This window comes from Bacteroides sp. 51, assembly GCF_010500965.1.
In the GTDB taxonomy this organism is placed as follows: domain Bacteria; phylum Bacteroidota; class Bacteroidia; order Bacteroidales; family Bacteroidaceae; genus Bacteroides.
On record NZ_QVMI01000001.1, the window covers coordinates 268,852 to 293,390 of the forward strand.

Annotated in this window: 20 protein-coding genes; 14 read left to right on the forward strand and 6 right to left on the reverse strand. The window is 40.8% G+C overall.

The genetic code is table 11. The annotated features are described in order from the left end of the window. Positions 1 to 242 precede the first annotated feature (242 nt). A complete protein-coding gene (locus D0T87_RS00925; RefSeq protein WP_163171908.1) occupies positions 243 to 1,475 on the forward strand; it encodes a nucleoside recognition domain-containing protein in 1,233 nt (410 codons plus the stop codon). 17 nt (positions 1,476 to 1,492) lie between these two features. Then, positions 1,493 to 1,912, forward strand: coding sequence for an rRNA maturation RNase YbeY (gene ybeY, locus D0T87_RS00930; RefSeq protein ID WP_163171910.1), 420 nt, complete (start codon positions 1,493 to 1,495; stop codon positions 1,910 to 1,912). A 272-nt stretch (positions 1,913 to 2,184) separates the two neighbouring features. Here ybeY and D0T87_RS00935 read toward each other — a convergent pair whose 3' ends face one another. Continuing rightward, entirely contained in the window at positions 2,185 to 2,592 is a 408-nt protein-coding gene (locus tag D0T87_RS00935) for a DUF3244 domain-containing protein (protein ID WP_163171912.1), read from the reverse strand. 131 nt (positions 2,593 to 2,723) lie between these two features. After that, a complete protein-coding gene (locus D0T87_RS00940; RefSeq protein WP_163171914.1) occupies positions 2,724 to 4,391 on the reverse strand; it encodes a tetratricopeptide repeat protein in 1,668 nt (555 codons plus the stop codon). Between the two features lie 602 nt (positions 4,392 to 4,993). Between D0T87_RS00940 and mnmG the strand changes: the two genes are divergently transcribed. From mnmG to deoC, 6 genes are all read left to right on the forward strand, one after another. After that, complete coding sequence (gene mnmG, locus D0T87_RS00945; protein ID WP_163171916.1) at positions 4,994 to 6,868, forward strand: tRNA uridine-5-carboxymethylaminomethyl(34) synthesis enzyme MnmG; 1,875 nt, start codon at positions 4,994 to 4,996, stop codon at positions 6,866 to 6,868. A gap of 80 nt (positions 6,869 to 6,948) precedes the next feature. Next, a complete protein-coding gene (locus tag D0T87_RS00950; protein WP_370526804.1) occupies positions 6,949 to 7,485 on the forward strand; it encodes an adenine phosphoribosyltransferase in 537 nt (178 codons plus the stop codon). 76 nt (positions 7,486 to 7,561) lie between these two features. Continuing rightward, on the forward strand, positions 7,562 to 9,382 hold the full coding sequence (gene uvrC, locus D0T87_RS00955) for an excinuclease ABC subunit UvrC (RefSeq protein ID WP_163171920.1): 1,821 nt from the start codon (positions 7,562 to 7,564) through the stop codon (positions 9,380 to 9,382). Between the two features lie 124 nt (positions 9,383 to 9,506). Next, positions 9,507 to 9,959, forward strand: coding sequence for a D-aminoacyl-tRNA deacylase (gene dtd / locus D0T87_RS00960; RefSeq protein ID WP_163171922.1), 453 nt, complete (start codon positions 9,507 to 9,509; stop codon positions 9,957 to 9,959). Beyond that, a complete protein-coding gene (locus D0T87_RS00965) occupies positions 9,959 to 10,297 on the forward strand; it encodes a nucleotide pyrophosphohydrolase (RefSeq protein ID WP_163171924.1) in 339 nt (112 codons plus the stop codon). Before dtd ends, D0T87_RS00965 begins: the two co-directional genes overlap by 1 nt. Next, complete coding sequence (gene deoC, locus D0T87_RS00970; RefSeq protein ID WP_163171926.1) at positions 10,284 to 11,186, forward strand: deoxyribose-phosphate aldolase; 903 nt, start codon at positions 10,284 to 10,286, stop codon at positions 11,184 to 11,186. Before D0T87_RS00965 ends, deoC begins: the two co-directional genes overlap by 14 nt. A gap of 79 nt (positions 11,187 to 11,265) precedes the next feature. On the opposite strand, the gene D0T87_RS00975 is transcribed toward deoC, so the two are convergent. Further along, entirely contained in the window at positions 11,266 to 12,240 is a 975-nt protein-coding gene (locus D0T87_RS00975) for a polyprenyl synthetase family protein (protein WP_163171928.1), read from the reverse strand. An 84-nt stretch (positions 12,241 to 12,324) separates the two neighbouring features. Between D0T87_RS00975 and polA the strand changes: the two genes are divergently transcribed. Continuing rightward, positions 12,325 to 15,123, forward strand: coding sequence for a DNA polymerase I (gene polA / locus D0T87_RS00980; RefSeq protein ID WP_163171930.1), 2,799 nt, complete (start codon positions 12,325 to 12,327; stop codon positions 15,121 to 15,123). A 247-nt stretch (positions 15,124 to 15,370) separates the two neighbouring features. Here polA and D0T87_RS00985 read toward each other — a convergent pair whose 3' ends face one another. Further along, positions 15,371 to 16,663, reverse strand: coding sequence for a BNR repeat-containing protein (locus tag D0T87_RS00985; protein WP_163171932.1), 1,293 nt, complete (start codon positions 16,661 to 16,663; stop codon positions 15,371 to 15,373). A 98-nt stretch (positions 16,664 to 16,761) separates the two neighbouring features. On the opposite strand from D0T87_RS00985, the gene ychF reads away from it, so the two are divergent. The 3 genes from ychF to lgt all read left to right on the forward strand — a co-directional run bounded on the left by ychF (position 16,762) and on the right by lgt (position 19,803). Continuing rightward, entirely contained in the window at positions 16,762 to 17,865 is a 1,104-nt protein-coding gene (gene ychF / locus D0T87_RS00990) for a redox-regulated ATPase YchF (protein WP_163171934.1), read from the forward strand. A gap of 135 nt (positions 17,866 to 18,000) precedes the next feature. Continuing rightward, complete coding sequence (locus D0T87_RS00995; protein WP_163171936.1) at positions 18,001 to 18,927, forward strand: ketopantoate reductase family protein; 927 nt, start codon at positions 18,001 to 18,003, stop codon at positions 18,925 to 18,927. A 12-nt stretch (positions 18,928 to 18,939) separates the two neighbouring features. Continuing rightward, entirely contained in the window at positions 18,940 to 19,803 is an 864-nt protein-coding gene (gene lgt, locus D0T87_RS01000; RefSeq protein ID WP_163171937.1) for a prolipoprotein diacylglyceryl transferase, read from the forward strand. A gap of 64 nt (positions 19,804 to 19,867) precedes the next feature. Here the strand turns inward: lgt and D0T87_RS01005 are convergent, their stop codons facing one another. Beyond that, entirely contained in the window at positions 19,868 to 20,593 is a 726-nt protein-coding gene (locus D0T87_RS01005; RefSeq protein WP_163171939.1) for a porin family protein, read from the reverse strand. A gap of 155 nt (positions 20,594 to 20,748) precedes the next feature. Next, positions 20,749 to 23,364: a DNA mismatch repair protein MutS gene (mutS, locus tag D0T87_RS01010; RefSeq protein WP_370526805.1), complete on the reverse strand. Its 2,616-nt coding sequence runs from the start codon at positions 23,362 to 23,364 to the stop codon at positions 20,749 to 20,751. A 205-nt stretch (positions 23,365 to 23,569) separates the two neighbouring features. On the opposite strand from mutS, the gene D0T87_RS01015 reads away from it, so the two are divergent. Both D0T87_RS01015 and D0T87_RS01020 read left to right on the forward strand, forming a co-directional pair. Next, positions 23,570 to 24,043 carry a radical SAM protein gene (locus tag D0T87_RS01015; RefSeq protein ID WP_163171941.1) on the forward strand — a complete coding sequence of 158 codons (474 nt, stop codon included), beginning with the start codon at positions 23,570 to 23,572 and terminating at the stop codon, positions 24,041 to 24,043. Then, a complete protein-coding gene (locus D0T87_RS01020) occupies positions 24,019 to 24,525 on the forward strand; it encodes an SPASM domain-containing protein (RefSeq protein ID WP_163171943.1) in 507 nt (168 codons plus the stop codon). Before D0T87_RS01015 ends, D0T87_RS01020 begins: the two co-directional genes overlap by 25 nt. The last annotated feature ends 14 nt before the right edge of the window (positions 24,526 to 24,539 follow it).

The following is a 24,539-nucleotide window of genomic DNA, read 5'->3' on the forward strand; positions in this document are numbered from 1 at the left end:
ACTCTACGATTTTCAAAAGCCAGTAGCATAAACCCTCTGACACCCGGGTGTCAGACTCGTTCACACCCGGGTGTCAGCACCATTGAGACCCGGGTGTCAGAGGGACTAAGACGGTTGCCCGATAAACTTCTACAATAGGTTCTGAAGAAAACTCCAAGTAAAATTAAAACTTAAAGCCACTATATACAAAAACTAATCCCTATTTTTGTAGAATATTCTCAACTATAACAAGTTCATTATCTATGGTTTTAAACTATATCTGGATTGCATTTTTCGTTATCGCATTCATCGTAGCCCTCGTAAAACTAATCTTTTGGGGAGACACGGAAATCTTCACCGAAATCATGAATTCAACGTTCAGTTCCTCGAAAACAGCCTTCGAAATATCACTGGGGCTAACCGGAATCCTGGCCCTCTGGCTAGGCATCATGAAAATCGGAGAAAACAGCGGACTGATCCATGCCATATCCCGCTTCCTGAGTCCCGTACTAACCAAACTTTTCCCCGAAATCCCCAAAGGACACCCCGTTATGGGCTCCATGTTCATGAACATCTCCGCCAATATGCTGGGACTCGACAACGCCGCCACCCCCCTGGGACTGAAAGCCATGAAAGAACTGCAAGAACTCAACCTCCGGAAAGACACCGCCACCAACTCCATGATCATGTTCCTCGTGATGAACACCTCCGGGCTGATGCTCATCCCCATCAGCATCATGGTTTACCGTGCCCAGATGGGTGCCGCCCAACCCACCGATGTCTTCATCCCTATCCTACTCACCACCTTCAGTTCCACCATAGCGGGCGTTATCGCCGTCAGCATATCGCAGCGCATCAATCTGTTTACACGTGGAACACTCATTTTTATGATCGGGCTGAGCATCTTCTTCGCCGGCATAATCTACCTTTTCACCGCACTTCCTAAAGAAGATGTGAACGTTATATCCACACTCAGCGCCAACATTATCCTCTTTACGGTAATCATCTGCTTCATCGTCAGCGGATTGCGTAAAAAGATCAACGTCTACGATTCATTCATTGAAGGAGCGAAAGAAGGATTCACCACCGCCGTGCGCATCATTCCCTATCTTGTAGCCTTTCTGGTAGGAATCGCCGTATTCCGAACCTCCGGAGCACTTGACATTATAGTCGATGGAATCGGTGCTTTTTTCGGTTTCCTCGGAGCAGACACCAGCTTTGTAGGCGCCCTGCCCACGGGACTGATGAAATCGCTCAGCGGAAGCGCCGCCAACGGCCTGATGATTGATACCATGGCAGAGTATGGCGCCGATTCTTTCGTCGGCCGCACCAGTAGCGTCATTCGTGGAGCATCAGACACTACGTTCTATATTCTCGCCGTTTACTTCGGAAGCGTAGGAATCACCAAAACCCGCAATGCCGTGACCTGCGGACTGATTGCCGATTTCACCGGAATCGTAGCCGCAATCCTATTCAGTTACTTATTCTTCTATTAAAATATAACACTGTTACCATGCCAATAACTTACCAGACAGACGGCGTTAAAATGCCCGCCATCGCAAAGAAAGACATCACAGCCTGGATCAAGGCAGTAGCCGAATCATATGGAAAGAAAGTCGGTGAAATCGCCTATATCTTCTGCTCGGACGAGAAAATCCTGGAAGTAAACCGCACCTACCTCCAACACGATTACTATACCGATATCATCACATTCGACTATACAGAAGGCAATAAAATAGCAGGAGACTTGTTTATAAGCCTGGACACCGTTACCACCAACGCCGAACAGTTCAGCACCACATACAATGAAGAACTCCACCGGGTCATCATCCACGGCATTCTCCACCTCTGTGGCATCGATGATAAAGGCCCCGGAGAACGCGAAAAGATGGAAGCAGCAGAGAATAAAGCCCTCCAATTACTAAAAGCGTAAGCAATATAAGACAAGAGGCCATCTCATCATCGTGAGACAGCCTCTTATTCATCTACCTTAGTGGAAGTTTTTTCGGAATGAACCAGAATCTCCATTATGACATGCGTATGAAAGTATTCACATACTCTGCCGGAAACATCCGATCAATTCATTAAATTAGTGTTTAGATTAAATTAGCTTAAACCTATTTTTGCAATTATTTTTCAAGTTATTGCAATGTCAAACAGCTGAAAATCCTAATTCATTCCAAAAACAACCACTAACTTTATTTTTTATAGCGTAAATTCACCATTATATATAGTAGAAGTAGTAGTTATATCAACATAGTATAACCCCGGTTCGCATCCATCTAACTGAATCATAACAGTTGTCGGCGCGCTACAAGAGAATAGTTCGTGATGAACAACCTCACCCGTTTCTGCATTAGTCACTACGATCGAAGCATTCGATGTTGAAGACGCAAAGTTCACTGCTACCGCATCACCAACCAAAAATACAGCTGGCGCGATTTCCTGTACACTTGATGTTAATGATGTTGTTCTCATAGATCTAGGTGATAAACGTGCTGTAGCTTTAATCTGGATCTCTCTCAAAGTTGTTTCTGTTTCCATTTGTTTTGAGTTTGCATCCATTGCCAGAAAAGCAAACAGCGATAATAATAATAAAAATTTCGTTCTCATAATTTCGTTAGTTTTAGTGGTTTGATGCAAAATTAGGCATTTATTATAGGCGAACAAATAACAATACGAATAAAAGTCGTATTGATAATCAATCACTTATGATTTTTTTTTCTGAAAAACATAACACCCCATTATTTCAGGGTTGAAGAGGAGGAAAAAATGAGGTTAAATGTCGATTCATCCATCTTTCCTTTGATACGATAACGGCGTTGAGTGACCACATTCGGGTCTACTCCCATCAAATATCCAATGAGAGAATTAGAAAATCCCATGTACGCCAAAACACAACAATATACATCGCCTTGCGATAATTGAGGAAAAGATTGTTGTTGACTCTGAATGAAATCAATATATATTTCACTGATTAACTGCTGTACCTTAAGCCTATCCTTTTCAGATAGATCCTTTGGATATTTCTTCTGTCGTTTGGCTGAAACAAACTCCTGTACTATTTTATAAGAAGAACTGGTTTCAAATAAACGCATGCAGAGTTCTTTCTGGCGCAACTGCAACTGTTGTTGGGCAGCTTCATTCTCCTGACGCTCCATTTCAATCTCTGTTGTAGATGAAGCCAGTTTATTCTGCAACTGAGCAAGCTTCGAACGGTTTTGCATCAAATCCTGTTGCAGTCCGATCAATTTCTTTTTCTTATTTCTATCAATATGGAAAAATGCATATACACATATGCTCAGGATAACCAGAAAACCTATAATATAATAAAGCATGAATCGTTGCTGGCGGGCATCAACTTCTTTTTTATGCGATTCCAACGCATGATCGTTCATCAATTTAGTAATCTCTTCACGCTGATTCTGATGTTGTATGGAGTCATAGTACACAATATAATTATCTGCATATTGAACAGCATTCTTATAGTTACCTATATTCTTCTCTAAATTATAAAGTGCATAATTTGAAGCAACATAAGTATATAAGTTATTCATATCCAAACTCTTATCTAAATAATATTGAGCCGAATCAAATCTATTCAACTTAGAAAGAATATCCCCTTTCAAATAATAGTAAACATGATCGAAATTAGGACTTCGGTCAATGGCGCGGGAAATATATTCATTTGCCTCATTATACATCTCACGCATATTATAAAACTGTGCGATATCAGATAAAACAGTTGCAGCAAACAAAGAATCGCCAACCTGCTCAGCCAGATCCAAGGACTCATGATAATAAAACAATGCGCTATCTGGAAGATTTAGGCTAGTATACACATTCCCCATCGCACGAAGAGGGTAAAACAAATCAGACGTATTTCCTATTTCAATACCAATATCATACGCTTTTCTGTACCTTTCCATCGATCTTTCATACAAATCCTGATAATAATAACACGACCCCAGATTTATATTCGCATACAGATGGAGTTTACTCACTCCTTTTTCGCCTATAATATTCAATGCACGCAAATATGCTTCTGTAGCAGCAATATCATCACCCAGCCCCTCATAGACCCGTCCTAAATAATAATATGACCATGACTGCTGATCTTTTTTATGTGGCCTCCCTTCATAATAGTCCACGGCAACCATGATCAATGAATCATTAGTATATGGAATATAATTTTTATCCATAGCCTGAACCATTAGCAAAGCATACTCGGCCTGCTGTGAATTAGATAAATTAGTAGCATCAATATCTTGTAATAATATCAAAGCACTATCCGGATAATTTTCCAATAAAGAGTCCATCCCCGTGAAGAGAGAAGCTGAAGACGACCTGGAAGTACAAGAAGCCAATCCGCACAGAGCAACAAGCAATATCAGCAAAATAGGTTGTTTCATAAAATATAATAGCAAGGAATTCTACAAAAGTAACGCATTCCATGCAATGTTCCAATGTGTATTTATACATTTTTTAGTGAATATTTAATAAATATTCCACCCTTGTTGAAACACTCAATTCGTCCTAAAAAATTATATTCTTACACATTAAAAAAAGCACATACAGAAAAAAGAATAAACCGACTATTCGCCTTATAATCAAACAAATAGATTAAAAGTCTAAAACGATTAAAAAATAATAATTACAATTACACCTTAAATCTTATGAAAAAATTATAGCACACAAAATCATCTTATATATTGTATATTAGCAATATAAATGCAGTAATGAGATAGTAAACAAAATGATAAACCAATAAGATAAAAGCAGACTGAACAGATTAACACACCTCACCCCCGGAAAACACAAAAATGACCACTTAAACTCAAATTAAATTGACTATCCCCAACATAATAGTGAAACATTATATAAACAAAACAGTCGTAATGCAAAAACAAACTAAAAAATCGTAAGATTTAAAGTAAAAAACTGTTTTTGATAACGCAATTCGGCGAAAAGAAAATAATCACGTAACTTTGCATAGATTTATAATATTAACTCAATGGATTTTAAATACGACGTTATTGTAATTGGTGCCGGCCATGCAGGATGTGAAGCAGCGGCAGCAGCAGCCAATTTAGGTTCCAAGACTTGTCTCATAACAATGGACATGAATAAGATTGGCCAAATGAGTTGCAATCCTGCCATAGGTGGAATTGCAAAAGGCCAAATCGTTAGAGAGATAGATGCGCTGGGAGGATACATGGGATTGATCACGGATCAGACCGCTATCCAATTCCGCATACTGAACCGCTCAAAAGGCCCCGCCATGTGGAGCCCCCGCGCACAATGCGATCGTAACAAATTCATCTGGGCCTGGCGGGAAATCTTAGAGAACACCCCCAACCTCCACATCTGGCAAGATACAGTCAAAGAAATCCTTGTTGAAAACGGAGAAGTAACCGGATTAACAACTTTATGGGATGTTACCTTTCATGCCAAAACAATTATACTAACCGCCGGGACTTTCCTGAATGGTTTAATGCATGTAGGTAAAACCAAGCTTGCCGGTGGACGAATGGCAGAACCCGCATCCTACCAATTAACCGAATCCATCGCCAAACATGGGATCAAATATGACCGGATGAAAACCGGAACACCCGTACGTATTGATGGCCGGAGCGTAAACTATGACTTAATGGAGACACAGGACGGAGAATGTGATTTCCATAAATTCTCATACATGGACACAAATGTCCGCCACCTGAAACAATTACAATGCTGGACCTGCTTTACAAATGAAGAAGTTCATCAAATATTACGCGATGGATTGCCGGATTCTCCTTTATATAATGGACAAATCCAAAGTATTGGTCCACGCTACTGCCCAAGCATTGAAACGAAGATTGTCACCTTCCCGGAGAAGATACAACATCAGCTATTTTTAGAACCCGAAGGAGAGACTACACAAGAATTATACCTGAATGGCTTCTCTTCTTCTCTCCCACTCCATATTCAAATTGCTGCATTACGAAAAGTTCCCGCCTTTAAAGATCTGATCATTTATCGTCCGGGATATGCCATTGAATATGACTTCTTCGACCCAACCCAACTAAAACACACGTTAGAATCGAAGATCATCAAAAACCTATTCTTTGCCGGACAGGTAAATGGAACAACCGGATATGAAGAAGCTGGGGGACAGGGAATCATTGCCGGCATCAATGCACACATTAATTGCCACGGAGGAGAACCATTCACATTGAAACGAGACGAAGCATATATTGGTGTTTTAATTGACGACCTCGTAACCAAGGGAGTCGACGAACCTTACCGTATGTTCACCTCGCGCGCCGAATACAGAATTCTTCTTCGCCAGGACGATGCGGATATTCGCCTAACTGAAAAAGCATGGAAGATCGGATTGGTAAAAGAAGATCGGTATACACTACTTAAAAACAAAAAAGAAGCAATTGATCGCATTATATCTTTCACCAAAAGTTATTCTATCAAACCGAACCTGATCAATGAAGCATTAGAAAAACTTGGGACTACTCCTTTAAAGCAAGGCTGCAAACTGATCGATTTAATCAATCGTCCGCAAATCACAATTGAGAATATCGCCGAACATGTATCAGCATTCAAGCGCGAATTGGATAAAATCACCGAGCGTCGTGAAGAGATTATTGAAGCTGCGGAGATTCAAATCAAATATCAAGGATATATTGAACGCGAAAGAATCATCGCCGATAAATTGGCTCGCTTGGAAAGTATCAAAATAAAAGGCCGCTTCGATTATAACAGTTTGCAATCACTATCAACCGAGGCACGGCAGAAACTAATCAAGATCGACCCCGAAACAATTGCGCAAGCAAGTCGTATACCCGGAGTATCTCCAAGTGACATCAATGTTCTTCTAGTGCTTTGCGGACGATAGGAAACTTCGATGAATAGGATGAAATTTAAAATGTTCCACGTGAAACATTAAATATTAAAACATAAGATAACCCCATGAAAATGAACGAAGAAACAAATAAAGAACGTCTAATAAAAAGCGTGAGAAACATTCCTGATTTCCCGATACCGGGTATTCAATTCAAAGATGTTACTACATTATTTAAAGACGCCGAATGCTTGCAGATACTTTCCGATACAATGTACGATATGTATAAAGATAAAGGTATAACTAAAGTCATCGGCATAGAGTCGCGAGGATTTATTATGGGTCCTATCCTGGCAACAAGATTAAAAACAGGATTCGTCCCTATTCGTAAACCCGGCAAACTGCCGGCAGAGGTAATTGAAGAATGCTATGATAAAGAGTATGGAACCGATTGCGTGCAAATTCATAAAGATGCTATAGACGAAAACGACATTGTATTATTGCACGACGATTTATTAGCTACAGGAGGAACAATGAAAGCAGCATGTAGTTTGGTTAAGAAATTGAATCCAAAGAAGATCTATGTCAACTTTATCATAGAGTTGGAGGAGTTAAAAGGAAAAGATATCTTTGATGATGATGTAGAGATAGAATCTATTTTATCGCTATAATACTGTAGAGGCGGTTCGCGAACCGCCCCTACAGTATTATCATTCATAGGTTTCGAAATATTAAGCCAACATAAAAATGGAACAACAGGAATTAAGAACCAGCGATTATCTGAAAGGCATTGTAATGAGCCTTCCGGAAACTCCGGGTATTTACCAGTACTTAGATACCACAGGAACCATTATTTACGTTGGTAAAGCAAAGAACTTAAAACGCCGGGTCTACTCCTATTTCAGCAAAGAGCACGAACCTGGGAAAACAAGGGTGCTCGTTAGCCGGATAGCAGACATAAGATATATTGTAGTTAACACAGAAGAAGATGCACTCTTGCTGGAGAACAACCTGATTAAGAAATACAGACCGCGTTATAATGTACTCTTAAAAGACGATAAAACATATCCTTCTATCTGTGTACAGAATGAATATTTTCCAAGAGTATTCAAAACAAGAAAAATAATCAGAAATGGTTCGTTGTATTTTGGTCCATACAGTCACTTTCCATCTATGATGGCAGTACTGAACCTGATTAAGCATCTTTATCCTTTGCGCACATGCAATCATAATCTTTCTCCGGAAAACATTCATGCCGGAAAATTCAATGTTTGCCTGGAATATCATATTAAGAACTGCGCAGGTCCATGTGTCGGATTACAATCCCACGAGGATTATATGAAGAACATTGAACTGATAAAGGAAATTCTGAAAGGAGATACCCAAAGAATAAGCAAACTACTCTTCGAGCAAATGCAGGAATTGGCTGCAAATATGAAGTTTGAAGAAGCACAACAGGTAAAAGAGAAGTATGCATTGGTCGAGAACTATCGCTCCAAATCCGAGGTAGTTAGTTCTGTCTTGCATAATATTGATGTATTCTCAATAGAAGAAGACGGAGAAAAATCCGCTTTCATCAATTATCTTCATATTACAAATGGAGCTATTAACCAGGCTTTCACCTTTGAATACAAGAAGAGATTGGAAGAAACGAAAGAAGAACTTCTATCGCTTGGCATCATTGAAATGCGCGAAAGATATAAAAGCCTCTCCCGTGAAATTATCATTCCCTTCCCTTTGGATATGGAATTGAACAATGTAATATTTACCGTTCCACAACGGGGAGATAAGAAAAAACTGCTGGATTTATCCCTCCTTAATGTAAAGCAATACAAGGCAGACCGGATGAAACAAACCGAAAAGCTGAATCCGGAGCAACGAAGCATCCGTTTGATGAAAGAGATCCAGCAGGAGTTACATCTGGAAAGAATGCCTTTGCAGATAGAGTGCTTTGATAACTCGAATATCCAGGGATCGGATGCTGTAGCTGCATGTGTGGTATTTAAGAAGTTAAAGCCATCCAAAAAGGATTATCGTAAATACAATATAAAAACGGTTGAAGGTCCGGATGATTATGCCTCAATGAAGGAAGTTGTTCGCAGACGTTATAAGCGAGCCATTGAAGAAGAAAGTCCCCTGCCCGACCTGATCATAACCGATGGTGGAAAAGGACAAATGGAAGTGGTAAGACAGGTTATAGTCAACGAATTAAACTTAAATATCCCGATAGCCGGACTTGCAAAGGACAGAAAACACCGTACATCCGAACTATTATATGGTTTCCCCCCTCAAACTATCGGCCTGAAGCAAGGTACTCTCCTATTCCGCTTATTAGAGCAGATACAGGATGAAGTACACCGCTTTGCTATCACTTTCCATCGCGATAAACGCAGCAAACGACAGGTTGCTTCCGCACTGGATAGTATAGAGGGAATCGGAGAGAAAACGAAAGCCCAACTGCTTCAGAAATTCAAGAGTGTAAAACGAATCCGGGAAGCCACATTAGAGGAACTTAGTACCGTTGTAGGCCCTGCTAAGGCAAAGAAAATACAAGATTCTCTATCGTAAACCGGCAGCCTCACTGGGGTCGGACCATTTACTATTTATCATCCAACCATTGATAGTAAATGGTCGGATGATTTATATAAAAGGTTCGTACCAAATTAATGATATAATTTGTAACTTTGTTGCTATGAGAGCAGTAATACAACGTACATCACATGCATCCGTAACGATAAATGGCGTATGTAAGTCCTCAATAGGAAAAGGATTAATGATCCTACTCGGAATAGAAGATGCAGACGGGGAAGAAGATATGGATTGGTTATGCAAAAAGATAGTCAACCTCAGAATATTCGACGATGAACAAGGCGTAATGAATAAATCTATATTAGATATTCAAGGAGAAATCCTCCTGATCAGCCAATTTACATTGCATGCTTCTACAAAAAAAGGTAACCGTCCCTCCTATATTAAAGCTGCAAAACCCGAAATAGCCATCCCTATCTACGAAGAATTCTGCTGTAAATTAAGCAGTGAATTAGGCAGGGAAATAGGTACTGGCGAGTTCGGTGCAGATATGAAGGTCGAACTATTAAACGATGGTCCGGTAACCATCTGTATGGATACTAAAAACAAAGAATAATGACATTGGAAGAAGCCCAAAAGCAAGTAGACACCTGGATAAAAACGCATGGAGTGCGTTACTTCAGTGAACTCACCAACATGGCTATCTTAACCGAAGAGGTAGGAGAATTAGCCCGGGTAATGGCACGGAAATATGGTGATCAGTCCTTCAAAGAAGGAGAAAAAGATAACCTGGACGACGAATTAACAGACGTTTTATGGGTTCTCCTATGCATTGCCAACCAAACCGGTGTAAACCTGACTGAGTCTTTTACACGGAATCTGGAAAAGAAAACAAAAAGAGATAGTCAAAGACATATCAATAATCCTAAATTAAAGAATCATGGAACAGAATGATGGAAATCCAACAAAGTATGAAGTTGCTTTAAGCAAGTACAATACGGATCTGAAAGACAACGATATACAGGCAAAAGTAAATGCTCTAATCGAAAGAAAGGTAGCAGCAAACAATACGCCGGAGATTAAGAAATTTCTTTTCAATTGCATTGATCTCACTACACTCAACACGACAGACAGTGACGAATGTGTAATGAAATTCACCGAGAAAGTGAATAAATTTGATGACGAATATCCTGATTTACAGAATGTTGCGGCAATTTGCGTATATCCTAACTTTGCTCAGGTAGTAAGTGACACATTAGAAGTTGATAGTGTCAGAATAGCCTGTGTATCAGCAGGTTTCCCCTCTTCTCAAACCTTCATTGAGGTGAAGGTAGCAGAAACAGCTATGGCCATTATGGATGGTGCAGACGAAATTGATATTGTTATATCCGTAGGCAAATTCCTTAGTGAGGATTATGAAAGCGTATGCGAAGAAATCCAGGAAATTAAGGAGGTTTGCAAAGACAAGCACCTCAAGGTTATCCTCGAAACCGGAGCATTGGGAAGTGCTTCTAATATCAAAAAAGCCTCTATCCTATCTATGTATTCGGGTGCCGACTTCATCAAAACATCTACGGGCAAGCAACAACCTGCTGCTACTCCGGAAGCTGCTTATGTGATGTGCGAAGCTATTAAAGAATATTATGATCAGACGGGTAATAAAGTAGGTTTTAAACCAGCAGGAGGTATCAATACAGTCAATGACGCTTTGATCTATTATACCATCGTAAAAGAGTTATTAGGAGAAGAATGGTTAAATAATGAATTGTTCCGCTTGGGCACCAGCCGATTAGCCAATTTAATACTTTCTGATATAAAGGGAGAAGATATCAAATTCTTCTAGGCGGCGGCAGCGAGGCGCTGCACCCAGGTTTCAATGCTGGCCTTTATAATTTTGACGCGGATTACACAGAAATCCGCGTCTAATAAATTCTATTAACTACGTAATCCAAATAAGCCAATAAAGACGTTTTTACCGGAGAATCAGGCACTGCCTCCATCAAACCGGCAGCTTTATCGCGATACTTATACATTACTTTTTGTGCGTACTCAATGCCACCATTTTCTTTAGTAAATGCAATTAATTTCTTGATTTCATCGGGTGTTGCATCACCATCTTTTATTCTTGCGGCAATCTCTTTTGCCCACGTAACATGAGTGGAATTCAACGCATAAATAGCAGGCAAAGTAAGTTTACCCTCTATCATATCATTACCTGTGGGTTTGCCTATTTCCTCGCTATCGAAATAGTCAAATATATCATCCCGAATCTGGAAACAAATACCGATGTATTCGCCAAATAAACGGGCAGCAGCGCATTGTTCCGAATCTGCTTCTACAGAAAGGGCAGCCACTTGCGTACATGTAGAGAAGAGTGCAGCCGTTTTCTTACGAATCACATTCAGGTATACTTCCTCAGAAAAAACAGGGTTACTTATATTGGATAGTTGAAGCAATTCACCCTCGGCCAGGTTCTGCCCCAACAGTGATATTTGCTTAATGATATCCATATCTTTTGTCTTTCCGGCTATCACCAAACAAGAAGCCAATAAGAAATCGCCTACCAAGACAGCCACTTTATTATTATAAACGGCATTTACTGACAGTTGCCCCCGGCGTTCGGTACTCTCATCAACTACATCATCATGCACTAAACTAGCTGTATGAAGAATTTCCAAAGCCACCGCTGCATGTAGTGTAGAGTGCCTCACACGACCAAATAATTTAGCCATAAGAAGTACTAATATCGGACGCATCATCTTCCCATTCCGTTGATGAATATGGTCGATAACTTCCTGCAATAAAGGATTGGAACTAGTCAAAGAACGATCAAAAATCTTCTTAAATTCGACTAGTTCGTCTACTACAGGCTGTTTTATGATTGCTAAACGATCCATGAAATAGAAATAGACTACAAAAGTAATAATAAAACGATTAATAGCGCATTTTTTTGTATTTTTACCAATAAAATTGGTATAATTATGGACGAAAACCACAAACTTTTCCTTTTAGATGCTTATGCACTCATATATAGAGCCTATTATGCATTCATCAAAAATCCACGGATTACCTCAAAGGGCTTCAACACATCTGCCATACTCGGATTTGTGAATACCTTGGAAGATGTTTTAAAGAAGGAAAATCCTACACATATTGGAATCGCTTTTGACCCGGCCGGACCGACATTCAGACACGAAGCATACGAACATTATAAAGCGCAACGGGAAGAAACTCCGGAAGCCATCCGACTATCGGTTCCGATCATAAAAGATATTATCCGGGCATACAATATTCCAATTCTGGAGGTTCCGGGTTACGAAGCTGATGATGTGATCGGTACGCTGGCAACCCAAGCCGGTAAACAAGGTATCACTACCTATATGATGACCCCCGATAAAGACTATGCCCAGTTGGTGACAGACAATGTATTTATCTACCGTCCCAAGTATGGAGACAAAGAGTTTGAAGTGATGGGACCGGAAAAGGTAAAAGAGAAATATAACATTGAATCTCCTTGCCAGATTATTGATATGCTTGGACTCATGGGCGACGCCTCCGATAACATTCCGGGTTGTCCGGGGGTGGGAGAGAAAACTGCTCAGAAACTAATTGCCGAATTTGGCAGCATTGAAAATCTGCTGGAACATACCGATCAACTAAAAGGTGCATTAAAAACCAAAGTGGAGTCGAGTAAGGAAATGATCACCTTCTCAAAATTCCTGGCTACAATCAAAATTGATGTTCCGATCGAACTTGATATGGATGCACTTGTTCGTGAAGAAATAAAAGAAGAGGAACTTCGGAAGATTTTCGAGGAGTTGGAGTTTCGAACGTTGGCCGACCGAATTTTCAAGAAAGAGGCTAAGCCAGCCGCCAACATCCAAAAACAAGTCCAAAGTGGCCCAACTCAAGGCGATCTCTTTGGATTTTTTGCGGCCGAAGGGACGGAAGAAGCAAATTTTGGAAATCTGGCGCGTTTAGATTCTTTGAACTATGACTATCAACTCGTTGATAATGAAGAGAAAAGGCTGTCATTAGTTCAAAAATTGCTGACAACAGAAGTTTTTGCTCTAGATACGGAAACCACTGGTATGGACCCGATCGAGAGCGAATTGGTGGGAATGAGCTTCAGTTTTGCCGAAAACCAGGCATTCTATGTTCCGGTTCCTGCAAACCAGGAAGAAACCTTAAAAATCGTAAAAGAGTTCCAACCTGTCTTTGAAAATGAAAAATCGCTCAAGGTTGGGCAAAATATAAAATACGATATGTTGATCCTACAAAATTATGGAATCAACATCAAAGGCAAACTTTTCGATACGATGATTGCCCACTATGTCATTCAACCCGAACTTAGACATGGAATGGACTATCTTGCGGAAGTCTACCTCAATTACCATACGATACATATTGATGAATTGATCGGCCCGAAGGGAAAGAACCAAAAAAACATGCGCGACCTCTCTCCCACCGATGTGTATCTTTATGCATGCGAAGATGCGGACGTTACCTTAAAGCTCAAAAACATACTGGAAGAGGAATTAAAGAAGTATGGTGCGGAAGACCTTTTCTATAACATCGAAATGCCGCTGGTGCCTGTATTGGCTTATATGGAGAGCAACGGAGTCCGACTGGATACGGAGGCTTTGAAACAATCATCAATATATTTCAGCAATAAAGTAGTTGAAATTGAAAAAGAAATCTATGCACTTGCAGGCGAAGAATTCAACATTGCTTCGCCCAAACAAGTAGGTGAAATATTGTTCGATAAACTGAAGATTGTAGAGAAAGCCAAGAAGACAAAAACGGGTCAGTACACTACTTCGGAAGAGGTACTGGAAAGTCTCCGAGGGAAACATGAAATTATTGGAAAGATTCTGGAACATAGAGGTTTAAAGAAACTTCTGGGTACCTATATTGATGCACTTCCACTGTTGATCAATCCGCGTACGGGAAGGGTCCATACCTCATTCAATCAAACCGTAACTTCTACCGGCCGATTGAGTTCGAGCAACCCGAATTTGCAAAATATCCCTATCCGCGATGAAGAAGGGAAAGAGATACGAAAAGCCTTTATCCCGGATGACGATTGTCTGTTCTTTTCGGCAGACTACTCGCAAATCGAGCTACGCATCATGGCGCACCTTAGTGAGGATAAAAATATGATTGATGCCTTCTTGAGCGGACATGATATCCATGCAGCAACGGCTGCCAAAATATATAAAATAGATATTAAAGACGTGACATCGGATATGCGTCGCAAGGCGAAAACGGCAAACTTTGGTATTATTTACGGTATATCTGTATTCGGACTTGCCGAACGGATGAACGTGGACCGGAAAGAAGCAAAAGAGCTTATTGATGGTTACTTCGAGACGTATCCGCAAGTGAAAACTTACATGGATCAAAGCATTACAGTAGCTCAGGAAACTGGTTATGTGGAAACCATTTTCCATCGTAAACGCTATCTGCCGGATATCAATTCCAGAAATGCCGTAGTCAGAGGATATGCCGAACGAAATGCGATCAATGCGCCTATCCAAGGCAGTGCGGCAGATATTATTAAGGTAGCGATGATTCGTATCTACAAGCGGTTCCAGGCAGAAGGGATCAAAGCAAAAATGATTCTTCAGGTACACGATGAATTGAATTTTAGTGTGCCCATCGAAGAAAAAGAGCAGGTAGAAAGGATTGTGATTGAAGAAATGGAAAATGCATACCGGATGCATGTGCCATTGAAAGCAGACTGCGACTGGGGAAAAAACTGGCTGGAAGCACATTAAAAAAAGAAGAGAGCATTAAAACTAAAATCATTCTAACAAAAGGAGTGAAAGTCACTCATTATATTTTAGTCACACTGAGAAGCTTTCTCAGCTATACTGAGAAAGTTTCTCAATGGTGCTGAGAAAGTTGCTCAATGGCAATGGGAAAGTTGCTCAATGAGAGCGTGAAAGTTTCTCAATTACCCAAAGCTAGAATCTCTGCCGCACATAAGTTCTTTGCGGCAGAATGAACCGTTAAAGCTGATCCCTATTCCTTCTTTACATACAATACATAAACCACCTGTGGTTCCGTCTCAACAGCCTTTTCTCCATCGCCCTGACGAGTTTTTTGTACAAATAAATGTAATTGTTTTTTCTGTTTCCAAAGTTCCGTATCATAGGTAGGCTCCCAGGCATCAACAGAAAAACCCGTCAAGTCAGCAACTTCCCATTTACCCGATGCCACGCGGTCTGTATATGCCACCGACACCTTACTGCCACGCTCCTCATCACGAAAAATATACCAAATCCTTTCATCGTCAACCGCTATTCTGGGCCGGGCAATAGGAATCATTTTGGTGCCCCCGCCAACCAATGAGAACGGAGTTTTACGCTCCATCACCCGACGGTTATTCCACCCCTCTCCATCATGCCAGATGATACGATACTGAGGGACCTCACTGTCCTGATCGCGCCAATACGTAGCAATATAAGGATTACCAGCAGCATTCGCCCCCATACTAGTCTGATTAATAAGCTCCGAATTCTGAGGTATCCGGCAAGCATATTCCGCATTGGCCAACGTAATAGGAAGTTCATATTTTTCACCATTCGTTTTATACCAGGTCATGCCGTTATCAAAAGAACGCGCATAACACATATCATGATTGGTTTCTACCATCCACGTTTCCCGCCAAACCCAGGACAGGTGAATGGTACCCTTCTCGTCGACATAAAGCTGCCAATAAGCATTGCGCCGGTCTTCCCCATCAATCAGAACATCCTGCACACGCGTCCACTTCTGATCCTGAAGCAAATAGCGATTCATTACCAGATTTCCCCTACCCGACGAACCGGAACGATAAACAAACAACAAATCGCCATTCGCCAAAGCATAGAATTCCGGATAGGTCACGTTTCCTTCATCATCGCCCGTCATCGGGATTTTCTCTCCCAACTCTAAAGAAAACGGAGCCACGCTACGACAATAATTAAGCGGATGACCATGATGATCGAAAGATACATGTAAATATCCATCACCATCTACCATCAGACTGATGATGTTATGAGCATCTTTACAATTGCCCTTATAAGCCGAACGCTTCAACTCCCATTGCGCATTTCCTAATTTGCGCTTCCCAAGAACAAGGTACTCGTCAGGATCGTAAAAAGCCACGAACTGCGTATCCCCGAAAGTCACCAAAGAGTTATTACGGAACACCGTTGTATTGACCGAAGTATGACTATACCCCTCTCCTACCCGGATCAGACCTGTTGAACACGACTGCAATAGAAATATACAGAACAAACATACACCCGGAATTATTACTTTTGATTTCATCAAGCTTTAAATTGAACAGTAAAACAACGATAAAAATAAGGATATATTAGCTATCTTTGCACCCAATAATGAATAATTTTTAAAACGTAAACTGATTAATGGCTTTACAATGTGGTATTGTCGGATTACCAAACGTAGGTAAGTCGACCCTTTTCAACTGCCTATCCAACGCCAAAGCGCAGGCAGCAAATTTCCCCTTTTGTACAATCGAACCGAATGTCGGAGTGATTACCGTACCCGACGAACGTTTAAATAAACTGGCCGAACTGGTTCACCCGCAACGAATAGTACCTACAACAGTAGAGATTGTAGATATCGCCGGACTCGTAAAAGGAGCCAGCAAAGGCGAAGGCCTTGGAAATAAATTCCTTGCCAACATCCGCGAAACAGATGCTATTCTGCACGTACTACGCTGCTTTGACGACGAGAATGTAACCCATGTTGATGGCAGTGTAAACCCCGTCCGCGATAAAGAAATCATTGACTACGAATTGCAGCTTAAAGACCTCGATACAATCGAAACCCGCATTCAACGGGTGCAAAAACAAGCTCAAACCGGGGGAGATAAGAACGCCAAACAAACATACGATGTACTTGTACGCTTCAAAGAAGCCCTTGAACAAGGCAAATCGGCACGTACCGTTCAGTTTGAAACCAAAGACGAACAGAAAATAGCCAAGGAGTTATTCCTTCTCACCAGCAAACCAGTAATGTATGTCTGCAATGTAGACGAAGCAAGTGCTGTAAAAGGAAATAAATACGTCGACATGGTTCGCGAAGCTGTAAAAGAAGAAAATGCAGAAATCCTGGTCGTGGCAGCTAAAACCGAATCGGATATCGCAGAACTGGAAACATACGAAGACCGCCAGATGTTCCTTGAAGAAATCGGACTGGAAGAATCGGGCGTAGCACGTTTAATCAAATCTGCTTATAAACTTCTGAATCTGGAAACATACTTCACCGCCGGTGTGCAGGAAGTACGCGCATGGACTTACCTGAAAGGTAGCAAAGCCCCTCAATGCGCCGGAGTAATCCACACCGACTTTGAAAAAGGATTCATCCGTGCCGAAGTCATCAAATTCGACGACTTCATCCAATACGGCTCCGAGGCTGCTGTAAAAGAAGCCGGAAAAATGGGCGTAGAAGGCAAAGAATACGTCGCACAAGACGGCGACATCATGCACTTCCGCTTTAATGTATAACTCAGTAGCTAGAAGCTAGAAGTTAGTAGCTAGGTTAATGGAGTGATTTCACATAGTAAATACAAAACCTAGCTACTTACTACTAACTTCTAACTACTAACTTCTAACTTCTAACTACTAACTTCTAACTACCGAATGAAATATCTTGTTGCAGGAACAGGAGGCGTAGGAGGCAGCATAGCTGCCTTTCTCGCACTAGCAGGAAAAGATGTGACTTGCATAGCCCGCGGGTCACACCTGGAAGCTATTCAAAAGAATGGATTGAAACTGATATCCGGTTTGAAAGGCGAACATATTATTCCGATAAACGCTTGTACCGCAGAGGAATATACAGGAAAGGCCGATGTTATTTTCGTTTGCGTCAAAGGATATTCAATCGACTCCATCATACAGCTTATTGACAGAGCTGCGCACGAAAACACCATCGTTATTCCTATCCTCAATGTATACGGCACCGGACCTAAATTGCAGCGACTTGTTCCACGTGTAACGGTGTTGGACGGTTGCATCTACATCGTTGGCTTTATCTCCAATCCAGGCGAAATCACCCAAATGGGAACCATCTTCCGCATGGTATATGGAGCACATAAAGGCACCATAGTTCCTCCGGGAACAATGGAAGCCGTACAAAACGACTTGCAGGAAAGTGGTATAAAAGCCGAAATATCACCCGATATAAACCGCGATACGTTTATCAAATGGTCTTTCATATCAGCCATGGCATGTACAGGCGCTTATTACGACGCTCCTATGGGCGAAGGACAGAAACCCGGAGCATTCCGTGATACATTTACCGGATTATCCCGCGAAAGTGCCGGATTGGGCAAAAAACTAGGCATTTCGTTCGATGAAGACCTGGTAAGCTATAACCTGAAAGTTTTAGATAAGCTGGCTCCCGAAAGCACAGCATCCATGCAAAAAGATCTTGCCCGTGGCCATGATTCGGAAATCCAGGGCCTACTATTCGATATGATTGATACAGCACGCGAACATGGAGTTGAAACTCCTACCTACGAAATGGTAGCCAGCAAGTTCAGAGACAGAAACAATAAATCAAACTAAATAATTAGTTATATGGATAAACTATTGTTATACATCAACTGGAATCCGGAGACGGAATTCCTTAACCTTTTCGGTATTTCAGTCAGATATTATGGATTATTTTGGGTGATTGGTATTGCATTGGCCTATTTCATTGTACGATACCTCTACAAAGACAAAAAAATAGATGAAAAGATCTTTGATCCTCTTTTCATTTACTGCTTCTTCGGTATCCTGATCGGCTCACGCCTGGGACACTGTATATTCTATCAACCCGATTACTACTTTAGTAGTCTTAATCACTTCATAGAAATGCTTCTCCCCATCCATTTCCTTCCGGATGGAAACTGGAAATTTGTAGGCTATGCAGGGCTGGCAAGCCATGGAGGAACGGTAGGTTTAGCCATTGCGTTACTACTTTATGCTCGCAAAGTAAAGATGAATTTCATGGATGTGTTGGATATGGTGGCTATCGCTACTCCAATAACAGCTTGTTTCATTCGTTTGGCCAACCTGATGAATTCAGAGATCATCGGACACCCAACTACTATGCCCTGGGCATTTGTGTTTGAAAGTGTAGACAATGTTGCACGCCATCCGGCACAGCTTTACGAAGCTATTGCTTACTTTGTCTTGTTTCTGATCATGATATTCTTGTATAAGAACTACGGCAAGAAGGTACACCGCGGATTCTTCTTTGGCCTTTGCCTGACGTACATCTTTACCTTCCGCTTCTTTATTGAATATCTCAAAGAAAACCAGGTAGATTTCGAGCAAGGCATGTTATTCAATATGGGCCAATTGCTAAGTGTTCCTATTGTTATTATTGGTCTAATCAGCTTATTTTCAGGAAAGAAACTGGATAAGATGAATCCTCCTTTACATCAAAAGAAGTAAATTACAACCATAAAAAAAGAGCGGAAAACCAGTTACTGATTTTCCGCTCTTTTTTTATAATCAATTAGAATTCAAATCCGAATTTTACATTAAAACCGCTTGTATCTGTTACATCATCATAATACCCATATTCATACTCTTGATAAGAGAAACCTAATGTAAGATTCAAAGCCATTTTATTTACCAATTTAAAACGGGCGCCCAGTCCGACATAAGCATATCCGCCTTCCAAATCACCAACAGAATAACCTACTCTGACATCAGTAAATGGAGTTACTTTCTTATTCATAAAATTAGCTCTGAAATTAGCAAATATAGGCATTGTATAAAGGTCAGTTTCATCATCATGATAATAATGATAAGCTATACCACCCCCAACAAATAAATAGTTATTAAACTGATATCCATGGCTGGTACTCATTTCTATACGGTCTTCATATTCATCAGCGAACGTATATCCCATATCAATAAAACCCTTATAACCGCGCAATGTTTTATTGCTTGGAGTAGCAGTAATGGTACGGGAATAGTTCCGGGAATTATTCCGATTGTAAGTTCTTTCCTGTACAACGGGCTCTTCTCTTGTCATTTTTTCTACGTCAGAGATGTTATATACAAAGACACTACCATCAGCAGTTCTAATCTTTAAAGATTGATTAGGGACTTGCTCAATAATTATCCCCCGGATCATACTTCCGTTTTTCAAATAAACTACATCAATCAGGTTATTCTGAGAATAACAGAAGGAAGAAATAAAAAGTGAAATTAATAATATAAAAAGCTGTTTCATAGAGTAATAAGTAAATTTAAAACTTAAGTTCATTAAATCACGTGAATAATATAAGTACAAATATAAGGCTATTAATAGATACAGCAATAAAAATGCCAACAAATACAACTATAAAAGGGATATACTCGTAGGGGCGGTTCGCGAACCGCCCAATATTATTTGCCCTTTACTATTTTCTTAATTTCATTTAGCTTATTCAGTGCTTCCAACGGTGTGAGGTTATTCACATCAAGAGTCAGAATCTCATCCCGTATCTGACTCAGAACCGGATCATCCAATTGAAAGAAGTTCAACTGCATACCTTCCCGTTTTTCACTCACTTCGGCAAGTGGCTTACCTGATATACCTTGTTTCCGGTTATCAGTTTCCAACTGTCCAAGAATATCATTTGCACGTTTCACAATGCTTTTCGGCATCCCGGCCATCTTTGCCACATGGATACCAAAAGAATGCTCGCTACCACCACGCTCCAGTTTACGTAAAAAGATAACCTTGTTATCTACTTCTTTCACAGATACATTGTAGTTCTTGATCCGGTTAAATGATTTTTCCATCTCATTCAACTCGTGATAGTGCGTAGCAAACAAGGTACGCGCTTTAGCTTTCGGATGCTCATGGATGTACTCTACAATGGCCCAGGCAATAGAGATACCATCATACGTAGAAGTACCGCGGCCCAACTCATCAAACAAGATAAGACTACGCAACGACACATTATTCAGGATATCGGCCGCCTCGTTCATCTCCACCATAAACGTAGATTCGCCTACGGAAATGTTATCGCTGGCTCCTACACGGGTAAATATCTTATCAACCATGCCGATATGGGCACTTTCGGCAGGCACAAACGAACCAATCTGGGCAAGCAGGGTAATGAGTGCCGTTTGACGTAAAAGTGCCGATTTACCCGCCATATTAGGCCCTGTAATGATGATAATTTGTTGTTGCTTACTATCCAACATTACATCATTCGCAATATACTTCTCTCCTATCGGCAATTGTTTTTCAATGACCGGGTGGCGGCCCTGGTGAATATCCAATACATCATCGTCACTAATAACCGGACGTATATAGTTATTCTCACGGGCAACATTGGCAAAGGAGTGCAAACAATCCAGACGGGCAATCTGACTGGCATTGATTTGAATTTCAGGTATAAACTCAGTCAATGCACCAACCAGGTTATTATATATTTTAGTCTCCAATGCCAGGATCTTATCTTCGGCGCCTAATATCTTCTCTTCGTATTCCTTCAATTCCTGGGTAATGTAGCGTTCGGCATTTACCAGTGTCTGTTTACGTATCCACTCCTGAGGAACTTTATCTTTATGGATATTACGGACTTCAATATAATACCCAAAAACGTTATTAAAAGCTATTTTCAGACTGGGGATGCCTGTGGCTTCACTTTCACGCTGTTGTATTTTCAGCAGATAATCCTTACCGGAATAAGCTATTTGGCGCAACTGGTCCAGCTCATCATTCACTCCGTCGCGGATAACTCCTCCTTTATTGATAAGCAATGGAGGATCGTTATTGATTTCCTTATCAATACGTTCTCTGATCGAAAGGCAAAGATTAAGCTTCTCTCCTATCGTATTCAGACTAGCATTATCAGCTTCCAAACAAGCCAATTTGATAGGTTCTATTGAGCGTAGAGCAACTTTCAACTGTACTACTTCGCGGGGTGAAACACGGCCTACGGCTACTTTGGAAACGATACGTTCCAAGTCACCTATTTGCCCCAAATGATCTTCAACCAGTTCCTTGAAATCAGGATGGCGGAAGAAGTATTCTACCACATTCAACCGGTCGTCAATTGGCCCTTCATCTTTCAACGGGAATACCACCCAACGCTTCAGCATACGGGCACCCATCGGACTGATTGTTCTATCAATGACATCCAACAAACTTTTACCACCTTCGTTCATTGTGGAAATAAGCTCCAGGCTGCGAACAGTGAACTTATCCAGGCGGACATATTTATCTTCTTCAATGCGAGACAGGGAAAGGATATGACCTATTTGCGTATGCTGGGTAATTTCCAGGTATTGCAGAATAGCACCGGAGGCAATTATACCGTTTTTAAGATGCTCTACACCGAATCCTTTCAGGTTCTTTGTTTCAAAATGCTTGAGGAGTTTCTGACGGGCGGAAGTATCGGTAAACACCCAATCGTCCAGTTCGAAAGTGAAGAAGCGATTACCGAAATTCCCTTCGAACATACCGCGCTTTCCGCGTTCGAAAAGCACTTCTTTGGGACCAAAGTTATTCAGCAGTTTATCGATGTAATCGAAAGGACCTTCGGCAGTAAGGAACTCACCGGTAGATATATCCAGGAAAGCTACTCCACAAGCTCCTTTACCAAAATGTACGGCTGCCAGGAAGTTATTTTCTTTGTAATTCAGTACATTATCATTGATGGAAACTCCCGGAGTAACAAGTTCTGTAATACCACGCTTTACGAGTTTCTTTGTTGCCTTTGGGTCTTCCAACTGGTCGCAAATGGCCACACGCTTGCCTGCACGGACGAGTTTAGGCAGATAAGTATCCAGGGCATGATAAGGGAAACCAGCCATTTCTACTGTTTTCTCTTTTCCGTTGGCACGTTTGGTTAGTGTAATGCCTAATATCTCAGATGCTACGATTGCATCTGTAGAATAAGTTTCATAAAAGTCACCACAACGAAACAGTAATACAGCATCCGGATGCTGCGTTTTGATGTCAAGAAACTGTTTCATCATTGGGGTGAGGACGATATCGCTGTTCACTGCCATTTCTTGTTTTCTTTTTATAAGCCAACAAAGATAGTGAAAAATGCAAGATTTTTTGCATACCTACAAAAAGGTAATTTTCTAATTTGAAGTAAATGAATCATTGAGAATCAACTACCTACATATCCTAAGTTAATTTAAATTTTAACTTATTTTTTTCGTCTTAATTTATAATTCGTTATTATTGCAAAGATTCACAACAGTGAAATCGGATATAGAGAATATGACCATAGATTATCTTAGTCATGCTATTATAGAACTCACTACAAAATGCAACATACATTGCATGCATTGTTATAATTGGTGGAAGCAGGATGGAGAACCCGCACTTCATCAGGATTCTTATAAAAAAGCTTTCCGGTTGATAGACAAAATCATAAAAACCACAACAGCCGAACGACTGACTTTTACAGAACCTACCATCAGCGAACGTTTCCTCGAACTTGTACTGCACGCAAAACTGAATCAAAAGAAAGTAACGATTATTACCAACGGAAACGGGCCGACAGAAGTATATCGCCAACTATGTAAACTTCAAACCAATTTGATTGAATTTTCTATCCATTCCCTGCATCCAGAGATACATGATAGGATAACCCGGAAATCCGGTTCATGGCAAAAGGCTATTCAAAGGTACATTTTTTCTATGATATGGGTATTCGCAGTGCTATGGTAAACCGCTATAACCTGGGAGGCGAAGGCTTGAATCATGTTAATGGATTATCGGCCGGTATTAAGGAATTACGCACATCTTTCAGCGAAGTGAACGAATTTGCCAGCACATCGGGTATGCGAATTGTTTCCGGTGTATGTACCCCTCATTGCATTCTGAATCCAGACGATTATCCGAATATAGGCTTTGGTTCTTGTTCTGAAGATGTGTACCGGCGTCCGCTTACCTTTGATATCGAAGGTAATCTCCGACTTTGTAACCACTCTCCTATCGTGGCAGGAAATATATTTAAGCAATCATTCGGAGAAATATTCAGTTCACGGTATATTGACGAATGGAGCGAATTAAATATGTCGTTTTGTAATCAATGCACCCGATTGAGTAAATGCCGTGGAGGATGCCGTGCTGCTTCCGAACAAATGGGTCTTACGCTGAAAACAGAAGATCCAATTGTGCATGAATTAAACACTGTTCCGTTTGCTTAGAATATAAATACAAC

Excerpts from the sequence above, each read along its gene's own strand:
- D0T87_RS00925 (WP_163171908.1), top strand. The coding sequence starts at position 243 with ATGGTTTTAAACTATATCTGGATTGCATTTTTCGTTATCGCATTCATC.
- ybeY (WP_163171910.1), top strand. The coding sequence starts at position 1,493 with ATGCCAATAACTTACCAGACAGACGGCGTTAAAATGCCCGCCATCGCA.
- D0T87_RS00935 (WP_163171912.1), bottom strand. The coding sequence starts at position 2,592 with ATGAGAACGAAATTTTTATTATTATTATCGCTGTTTGCTTTTCTGGCA.
- D0T87_RS00940 (WP_163171914.1), bottom strand. The coding sequence starts at position 4,391 with ATGAAACAACCTATTTTGCTGATATTGCTTGTTGCTCTGTGCGGATTG.
- mnmG (WP_163171916.1), top strand. The coding sequence starts at position 4,994 with ATGGATTTTAAATACGACGTTATTGTAATTGGTGCCGGCCATGCAGGA.
- D0T87_RS00950 (WP_370526804.1), top strand. The coding sequence starts at position 6,949 with ATGAACGAAGAAACAAATAAAGAACGTCTAATAAAAAGCGTGAGAAAC.
- uvrC (WP_163171920.1), top strand. The coding sequence starts at position 7,562 with ATGGAACAACAGGAATTAAGAACCAGCGATTATCTGAAAGGCATTGTA.
- dtd (WP_163171922.1), top strand. The coding sequence starts at position 9,507 with ATGAGAGCAGTAATACAACGTACATCACATGCATCCGTAACGATAAAT.
- D0T87_RS00965 (WP_163171924.1), top strand. The coding sequence starts at position 9,959 with ATGACATTGGAAGAAGCCCAAAAGCAAGTAGACACCTGGATAAAAACG.
- deoC (WP_163171926.1), top strand. The coding sequence starts at position 10,284 with ATGGAACAGAATGATGGAAATCCAACAAAGTATGAAGTTGCTTTAAGC.
- D0T87_RS00975 (WP_163171928.1), bottom strand. The coding sequence starts at position 12,240 with ATGGATCGTTTAGCAATCATAAAACAGCCTGTAGTAGACGAACTAGTC.
- polA (WP_163171930.1), top strand. The coding sequence starts at position 12,325 with ATGGACGAAAACCACAAACTTTTCCTTTTAGATGCTTATGCACTCATA.
- D0T87_RS00985 (WP_163171932.1), bottom strand. The coding sequence starts at position 16,663 with ATGAAATCAAAAGTAATAATTCCGGGTGTATGTTTGTTCTGTATATTT.
- ychF (WP_163171934.1), top strand. The coding sequence starts at position 16,762 with ATGGCTTTACAATGTGGTATTGTCGGATTACCAAACGTAGGTAAGTCG.
- D0T87_RS00995 (WP_163171936.1), top strand. The coding sequence starts at position 18,001 with ATGAAATATCTTGTTGCAGGAACAGGAGGCGTAGGAGGCAGCATAGCT.
- lgt (WP_163171937.1), top strand. The coding sequence starts at position 18,940 with ATGGATAAACTATTGTTATACATCAACTGGAATCCGGAGACGGAATTC.
- D0T87_RS01005 (WP_163171939.1), bottom strand. The coding sequence starts at position 20,593 with ATGAAACAGCTTTTTATATTATTAATTTCACTTTTTATTTCTTCCTTC.
- D0T87_RS01020 (WP_163171943.1), top strand. The coding sequence starts at position 24,019 with ATGGGTATTCGCAGTGCTATGGTAAACCGCTATAACCTGGGAGGCGAA.